A 7,248-nucleotide genomic window follows, 5' to 3' on the forward strand; every position below is an offset into this window, starting at 1 on the left:
TCAGAAGTTTGCTAAAGAAAGGAGCCTCTTATGGGACAACAAGTGAAGTCTTGGTGCCGTCAACACGAGCGGCTACTCATTTTTATTAGTTTTCTCTTATTAAGTGGACTTTCTCTTTATTTTGTCTATTTTCAAGAGAATTTTTTACGAGCAAGTGATTTCCGCTTTCATCAAAATCGGGTGGAAGGTCTCGCATTAGCAATTAAAAACAACGACTGGTTTCCTAAAATCAATTATTTTTTCTTGGGAGGCTATGGCTATGCCTCTAGTTTGTTTTATCCAGATGCGTATCTTTATTTGCCTGCGCTTTTGCGTGTTCTGGGGCTTTCCTTTGTCGCTAGTATGGCGATTTTTGTGTTTGCGGTAAACTTGGCAACATTTAGTCTTACTTATTATGCAGGCCGATTAATGGCGCTCTCTAAAAAAAGAAGCTATCTCTTTGCCATTTTGTATGGCTTATCTATTTACCGCATGCAAGACTTGTTTAATCGCCAAGCGTTAGGAGAATTTTTGGCGCTAAGTTTTTTTCCGTTGGTCTTAGCGAGCCTGTTTTTATTACGAAAGGGAACCACGAAATGTTGGCCGTTGTTAACGCTGGCGATGACTGGGATTGGGTTGGCTCACTTTATTTCTATTGAAATGGTTTCTATTTGGATTGGGTTATACATTCTGTTTTATTGGCAGCAGTTTTTTAAAAAGGAGGTCCTGTGGGCATTAGCGAAGGCTGCAGGTCTGACACTGCTTTGGCTGGCCTTTTATCTTTTACCAGTTGCTGAACAAATGAAAAATCAAGTGTTTAAAGTTACGTCCAATCCACTCACTTATATTTCCGAAAGAAGTTATCCTATTGTTTCTCTTTTCATTAATAGTTTAAAGAGCAGTGTTTTTCACGCGAAAACAGCGAATCTAGGAACCCTTTTGTTTGTGGGGCTTGTTGTAGCAGTGGTTTCGCTTGCCAGCAAAAAAATTCAGAACAAACGGTTTATTGGTTTGACGCTGGTACTCTTATTGATGGTTACCACGCTTTTTCCTTGGCACTTGCTGAACCACACGCCTTTAAATACAATTCAGTTTCCTTGGCGGTTTTTAGGGATTCTTTCTGTAATGCTCGCTTTTTTCATTGCACAAGACGAATGGGGCGTTTTCCGTAAATCTTGGACCATGGCTTTGTTGGTTTTCCTTGCCGTCAGCAATTTGGGCATTTATCAATATCAAAGTATTCAGTCACAACAAGGCCGCCTGTTAACAAAAGCTGAGTATGAGCAGCCAGCGCCTTTTTATATCGGTGCGGGCCATGAATATTTGCCAGATGAAATCAATTATCAGGAATTATTGAAACAGAAAAAACGACCACTTGATTATTCGGCAGAACAAGTAACCATTACAAATGTTAGAATGCCTTATGGGAAAATTTCATTTGACTACCAAGTGGTGAAGCAATCAGCGAAGGTGACCGTTCCTTTTATTTATTACTTAGGCTATCAAGCCACGATTCAAATGAAAAACCAAACGGGCGCTAAAAAAATGAGCCTAACCAATCAAGGAGGCTTAGCCGCTCTTTCTTTATCTGGTACAGGACATGTCGACATCCGTTACCAAAGAACAAAAGTGCAAAAAATAGGGACAATGATTACCTTGCTTTCTGTCGGCGGTTTTGGATTTAGCCGATTTTTACAACAAAAAAAGAAACACAAGATAAAAGAACAACGATGAAAGTAGGACCTTAATTAGGAAGAGTTGAATAAAGGACAAACCGATTTTGGCGTTTTGTCCTTTATTCCTCATTGATTATTTAAACAAATCTAGTTGACTTCCTTAGTATTATCTGTTATTTTCATATATAAAATTAAGTCGAGGAGTGGACAAAAAAATGTCAAATTGGGAAACAAAATTTGCGAAAAAAGGTCTTACATTTGATGATGTGCTATTAATCCCTGCAGAAAGCCATGTCTTACCAAATGATGTAGACATGAGTGTACAATTAGCTAAAAATATCAAGTTAAATATTCCATTGATGAGTGCCAGTATGGATACTGTTACAGATAGTAATATGGCAATTGCGATGGCTCGTCAAGGTGGACTAGGTGTCGTACATAAAAATATGACTGTCGCCCAACAAGCAGACGAAGTACGTAAAGTCAAACGTTCTGAAAGCGGCGTTATCATTGATCCATTCTTTCTAACACCAACAAACTTAGTAGCGGATGCAGAAGAATTAATGAGTCGTTACCGTATTAGCGGTGTGCCAATTGTAGAAACAATGGAAAACCGTAAATTAGTCGGAATTATTACAAACCGTGATATGCGTTTTGTAACGGACTACCAAATCAAAATCGAAGAAGTCATGACAAAAGATCATTTAGTCACTGCGCCAGTTGGCACATCTTTAAAAGATGCAGAAAAAATCTTACAAAAACATAAAATCGAAAAATTACCAATCGTTGATGAAGCAGGTCGCTTAAGTGGCTTAATTACAATTAAAGACATTGAAAAAGTGATTGAATTCCCAAATGCTGCCAAAGACGAACATGGTCGTTTACTTGTGGCGGCAGCAGTCGGTGTCACTAGTGATACGTTCGAACGTGCGGAAGCATTATTAGAAGCAGGTGCGGATGCGATTGTTATCGATACTGCACATGGCCATAGTGCCGGCGTTATTCGCAAAATTAAAGAAATTCGTGAAACGTTCCCTGAAGCAACATTAATTGCTGGTAATGTTGCCACTGCTGAAGCAACCAAAGCATTGTATGATGTCGGCGTTGATGTTGTTAAAGTTGGTATTGGACCTGGTTCAATTTGTACAACACGTGTCGTTGCAGGTGTTGGTGTTCCTCAATTAACAGCGATTTATGATGCTGCTTCTGTGGCTAGAGAATATGGTAAAGCAATTATCGCTGATGGCGGTATTAAATATTCTGGTGATATCGTGAAAGCCTTAGCTGCTGGTGGACACGCTGTAATGCTAGGAAGTATGTTAGCTGGTACTGATGAATCTCCAGGCGAATTTGAAATTTATCAAGGCCGTCGTTTCAAAACTTACCGTGGTATGGGCTCATTGGGCGCAATGGAAAAAGGATCAAGTGATCGCTACTTCCAAGGAAGTGTCAATGAAGCAAACAAATTAGTACCAGAAGGAATTGAAGGACGTGTTGCCTACAAAGGAAGCGTTTCTGATATTGTCTTCCAATTAATCGGTGGCTTGAAATCAGGGATGGGTTACGTCGGTGCAGCGGACCTGAAAGCGTTGCGTGAAGAAGCACAATTTGTTCAAATGAGTGGTAACGGATTGAAAGAATCACATCCACATGACGTTCAAATCACAAAAGAAGCACCAAACTATTCTGTTCAATAAAATAAAAGCTGATTTTTTTAAAATTTAAAAGAGGCAGACGTCATTTCGACGTCTGCCTCTTTTTCTGTAGAATGAAGGAGTTGCTTCTGTTTCCGCCGTTTATCAATTTTTAAGCCTGTAACAAAAATCACTTTGGATTTTTGTTACAGGCTCCTTTTCCTATAGAATAAAAGCCGTTATCTGATATCAGACAACGACCTTCATCTTCCCTTTATTTAATAACTGTTAGGTTACCCATGTAAGGAACTAGGACTTCTGGTACAGTCACAGAGCCATCTTCGTTTTGGTAGTTTTCTAAAATAGCAGCGACTGTCCGTCCTACGGCTAAACCAGAACCGTTGAGTGTATGCGCATATTGGACTTTATCATTTTCATCACGGTAACGAATCATCGCACGGCGCGCTTGGAAATCTTCACAGTTTGAGCATGAACTGATTTCACGGTACGTTTCTTGAGCAGGAATCCAAACTTCCAAGTCATAAGTTTTCGCAGCTGAGAAGCCCATGTCACCTGTTGAAAGAGCCATGACACGGTAAGGTAATCCCAGTTTTTGCAGAATTTCTTCGGCATTATTCGTCATTTTTTCTAATTCCTCATAAGAATGCTCTGCATCACTAAATTTAACCATTTCGACTTTATTAAATTGGTGTAAACGAATTAACCCACGTGTGTCACGACCAGCGCTACCAGCTTCAGAACGGAAAGAAGGGCTCAAGGCCGTAAAGTAAATCGGTAAATCCTTGCCATCTAAAATTTCATTGTTGTAGTAATTGGTTAAAGGGACTTCCGCAGTTGGAATTAACGTTAAATCCGTATCTTGTAATTGGAAGACATCTTCTTTAAACTTAGGAAATTGGCCAGTTCCGAACATGGCGGTGTCATTAACGATATAAGGCGTAATCATTTCTGTATAGCCATGTTCATAAACATGTAAATCTAACATGAAGTTGTATAACGCACGTTCTAAGCGAGCACCTAAGCCTTTGTAATAAACAAAACGGCTACCAGCTACTTTGGCACCACGTTCAAAATCTAGAATGCCTAAGTTTTCAGCGACTTCCCAGTGTGGTTTTGGTTCAAAAGCAAAAGTTCTTGGTTCACTCCAACGACGTACTTCTACATTTTCTTCTTCACCAGCACCAACAGGCACAGAAGCATCTGGCAAGTTCGGTAAAGTAGTTGTGATCCCACGTAGCTCTTCGTCAATAGCGTTAATTTCTGCATCTAATGCTTTAATATTGCCGCCGACTTCTTTCATTTCCGCGATTTTGGCCGTTGCATCTTCTTTGTTCCGTTTTAATTGAGCAATTTCAGCAGACACATCATTCCGGTATTTTTTCATTTCTTCGACTTTGACTAATAAATCACGGCGACTTTCATCTAAACGCAGAAATTCCACTAAGATTTCTTCTTTCACGCCACGGGTTTGTAGCTTTGCTTTTACTTCGTCAAAATTTTGACGCATCATTTTTACATCTAACATATTTTTTCCTCCTTAAAATTAGTACATAATCAATAATAACTGTTGTAGAAAACAACAAAAAAGCCATCTCACCCCAAAAATAAATATTCTTGGGACGAAATGACTGGAAATCTCGCGGTACCACCCAAGTTCAGTAATGTTACTGCCCTTGATTTGCAGATAACGGCTGCAGACCGTTCCAACTTATTTCGCTGGACACCTGGAAGAGACGGACTTCTTTATAGATGAATGTTTGCTCGCACCCCCGCAAACTCTCTGGAATTCAGTGCCATAAATACTTTTTCTCTTAGTTTTCTCTTTTCTATAGAATACCGAAAAAGTTCAGGGATGTCAATTAACTCTCTGATTTCTTGTTGGTACGCTGTAAGGGTAGATGAATAATAAAGGAGGTCCACTTTTGATCAGACTTCGCATAAATATATCCACCATGTAAAGCGACAATACTTTGTGCAATAGCCAGACCTAAACCAGTTCCACCCGTTTCTTGTGATCGGGATTCTTCGACACGATAGAAGCGATCAAATAACTGATCTAAAGAATGTTTAGGAATAGCTGGTCCATCATTGCGAACAGCGATAATTGCTTCGGTGCCGACTTTGTCTACTTCCATCACAATATGATGGCCACCTTTGCCATATTTCAAAGCGTTTGAAAGAAGGTTGTTAAAGACTCGGACTAGTTTTTCCGTATCGCCTTCCATCATTAAAGAAGCTGGATTGGCTTTTACTTGGATTTGCATATTAATCTTTTTCGCTTCCAATTCAAAATCGGCAGCAAGCTGTTCAATTAATTGTGCCATATCAAAAGTCGTCGTATGAATCGGTACACTTGGTTGACGGACTTTTGTATATTCAAAAAGATCATCAACTAATAATTTCATTTGTTTCGCTTTGACGTAAGCGGTATGCGTATATTTCAGTAAATCTTCTTGGCTATGAAATTGACGATCTTCAATCAATCCCAGATAACCAATAATAGAAGTTAACGGTGTTCGAATATCATGACTGACATTCGTAATTAATTCATCTTTTGATTTTTCAATTCGCCGTTCATCTTCAATGGCTGCGACAGTACTATCCACTAGACCGTTAATACTCGTCACGACTTTTGCTAAATCACCACTTAATTCAAACGGAATGCGGTGATTGTAATTACCATCAGCGATGTAATGTAACTCACTGATAATATGACGCAATTGCATTTGATGGTAGCGACGAATTAAGCGCCAATAGAGAACAGCTGCATCTACTAAAAAGAAAATGGGTAAGACAAATTTATTCCAGCTCCAAAACAAATCAGTATTTAATTCTTTAGCGACCGCATCCTTAGTGGCCCAGATGACACCAGCTAAGGGCGAGTTTTCACTAAGTAGTTGTCCTAAAAGGAACATAATTGAGACATTTAATAGTAGTAATAAAACAATTGTCACAATTGCTTCTGCTAATAACTCGCTGATTTCTTTAGAAGTTAAGGTAATTCGTTTTTGTTTTTCAATCTTTTTAGGTTTAACGAGCATCGATCTTATATCCAACTCCCCACACTGTTTGAATGACTTTTTCTCCACCAGTTGCTTCTTCAATCTTATCTCTTAAATGACTGACGTGAACCATCACAGTTTTAGCAGAAACAATACTTTCTTGTTGCCACACACGCTCAAAAATTTCATCCGCACTAAACACACGATTTGGATGACTAGCTAATAGATAGAGGATACCAAACTCAAGAGCGGTTAATTGAATTTCTTTTCCTTCTATTGTTTTGACTTCGTGAGAGTCCTTATTAATCATTAATGGGCCGACTTCTAATTCATCGGGTTCTTCTTTGGTTAATTGCATTTGGCTTCTACGTAAAATAGACTTCACCCGAGCCATTACTTCTAAAGGATTAAAAGGCTTGGTGACATAATCGTCTGCACCAGCAACTAAGCCTTTGATTTTATCCATATCGGTTGTTTTTGCTGTTAACATAATAATTGGAATTTGCGATTCTTTTCGAAGTTCTTTCACTACTTCCATTCCATCCATGATTGGCATCATAATGTCCAAGATTAATAAATCGATATCTGGTGTTGTGTGCAATTTGGATAATGCTTCTTTTCCATCATAAGCTTTCACGACTTCGTATCCTTCATTATGAATATAAATACTCAATAGTTCTACAATTTCTTTATCATCATCTGCAACTAAAATTTTCATAAGCGTTCATTTCCTCCATATATAAAAAAATCTCTTTTCCATATTTTAACAAATAATTGCTAAAAAGGACAAAATCCTTGATATATTACGATAAATTTAGAAGATTTTGCTAAAAGTTAATAAACTATAGCCAAAAAAGGATGAAAGGGGGTAAAAAACGAACGAAAACACCTAGACCAATCATAATAATCGGTATTGAAAAAAAGTTTAAAAAAAGT

At 38.4% G+C, this 7,248-nt stretch carries 5 protein-coding genes and 1 other annotated feature; of the genes, 2 read left to right on the forward strand and 3 right to left on the reverse strand.

Annotation, left to right across the window (positions count from 1 at the left end; genetic code table 11):
- The first annotated feature begins 30 nt into the window (after positions 1-30).
- On the forward strand, positions 31-1,713 hold the full coding sequence (locus HMPREF2810_RS03730) for a glycosyltransferase family protein (protein ID WP_002383541.1): 1,683 nt from the start codon (positions 31-33) through the stop codon (positions 1,711-1,713).
- Between the two features lie 157 nt (positions 1,714-1,870).
- The gene (gene guaB, locus HMPREF2810_RS03735) at positions 1,871-3,352 is read left to right on the forward strand and encodes an IMP dehydrogenase (RefSeq protein ID WP_002355966.1); all 1,482 of its coding nucleotides are present in this window, start codon (positions 1,871-1,873) and stop codon (positions 3,350-3,352) included.
- A 211-nt stretch (positions 3,353-3,563) separates the two neighbouring features.
- On the opposite strand, the gene serS is transcribed toward guaB, so the two are convergent.
- The 3 genes from serS to HMPREF2810_RS03750 form a co-directional block, all read right to left on the reverse strand.
- The gene (gene serS, locus HMPREF2810_RS03740) at positions 3,564-4,835 is read right to left on the reverse strand and encodes a serine--tRNA ligase (protein ID WP_002373670.1); all 1,272 of its coding nucleotides are present in this window, start codon (positions 4,833-4,835) and stop codon (positions 3,564-3,566) included.
- Between the two features lie 87 nt (positions 4,836-4,922).
- Positions 4,923-5,131, reverse strand: a binding site (T-box leader).
- A 38-nt stretch (positions 5,132-5,169) separates the two neighbouring features.
- Positions 5,170-6,351 carry a sensor histidine kinase CroS gene (locus tag HMPREF2810_RS03745; RefSeq protein WP_002363566.1) on the reverse strand — a complete coding sequence of 394 codons (1,182 nt, stop codon included), beginning with the start codon at positions 6,349-6,351 and terminating at the stop codon, positions 5,170-5,172.
- Positions 6,341-7,030, reverse strand: a complete 690-nt coding sequence (locus tag HMPREF2810_RS03750; RefSeq protein ID WP_002355963.1) for a response regulator transcription factor CroR — start codon at positions 7,028-7,030, stop codon at positions 6,341-6,343. Before HMPREF2810_RS03750 ends, HMPREF2810_RS03745 begins: the two co-directional genes overlap by 11 nt.
- Positions 7,031-7,248: the final 218 nt, after the last annotated feature.

Origin of the sequence: Enterococcus sp. HMSC078F03, from assembly GCF_001811595.1 — a bacterium.
Classification (GTDB): domain Bacteria; phylum Bacillota; class Bacilli; order Lactobacillales; family Enterococcaceae; genus Enterococcus; species Enterococcus faecalis.

What these genes read in the sequence shown, in the direction of transcription:
- HMPREF2810_RS03730 (WP_002383541.1), top strand. Translation starts at nt 31, where the DNA reads ATGGGACAACAAGTGAAGTCTTGGTGCCGTCAACACGAGCGGCTACTC.
- guaB (WP_002355966.1), top strand. Translation starts at nt 1,871, where the DNA reads ATGTCAAATTGGGAAACAAAATTTGCGAAAAAAGGTCTTACATTTGAT.
- serS (WP_002373670.1), bottom strand. Translation starts at nt 4,835, where the DNA reads ATGTTAGATGTAAAAATGATGCGTCAAAATTTTGACGAAGTAAAAGCA.
- HMPREF2810_RS03745 (WP_002363566.1), bottom strand. Translation starts at nt 6,351, where the DNA reads ATGCTCGTTAAACCTAAAAAGATTGAAAAACAAAAACGAATTACCTTA.
- HMPREF2810_RS03750 (WP_002355963.1), bottom strand. Translation starts at nt 7,030, where the DNA reads ATGAAAATTTTAGTTGCAGATGATGATAAAGAAATTGTAGAACTATTG.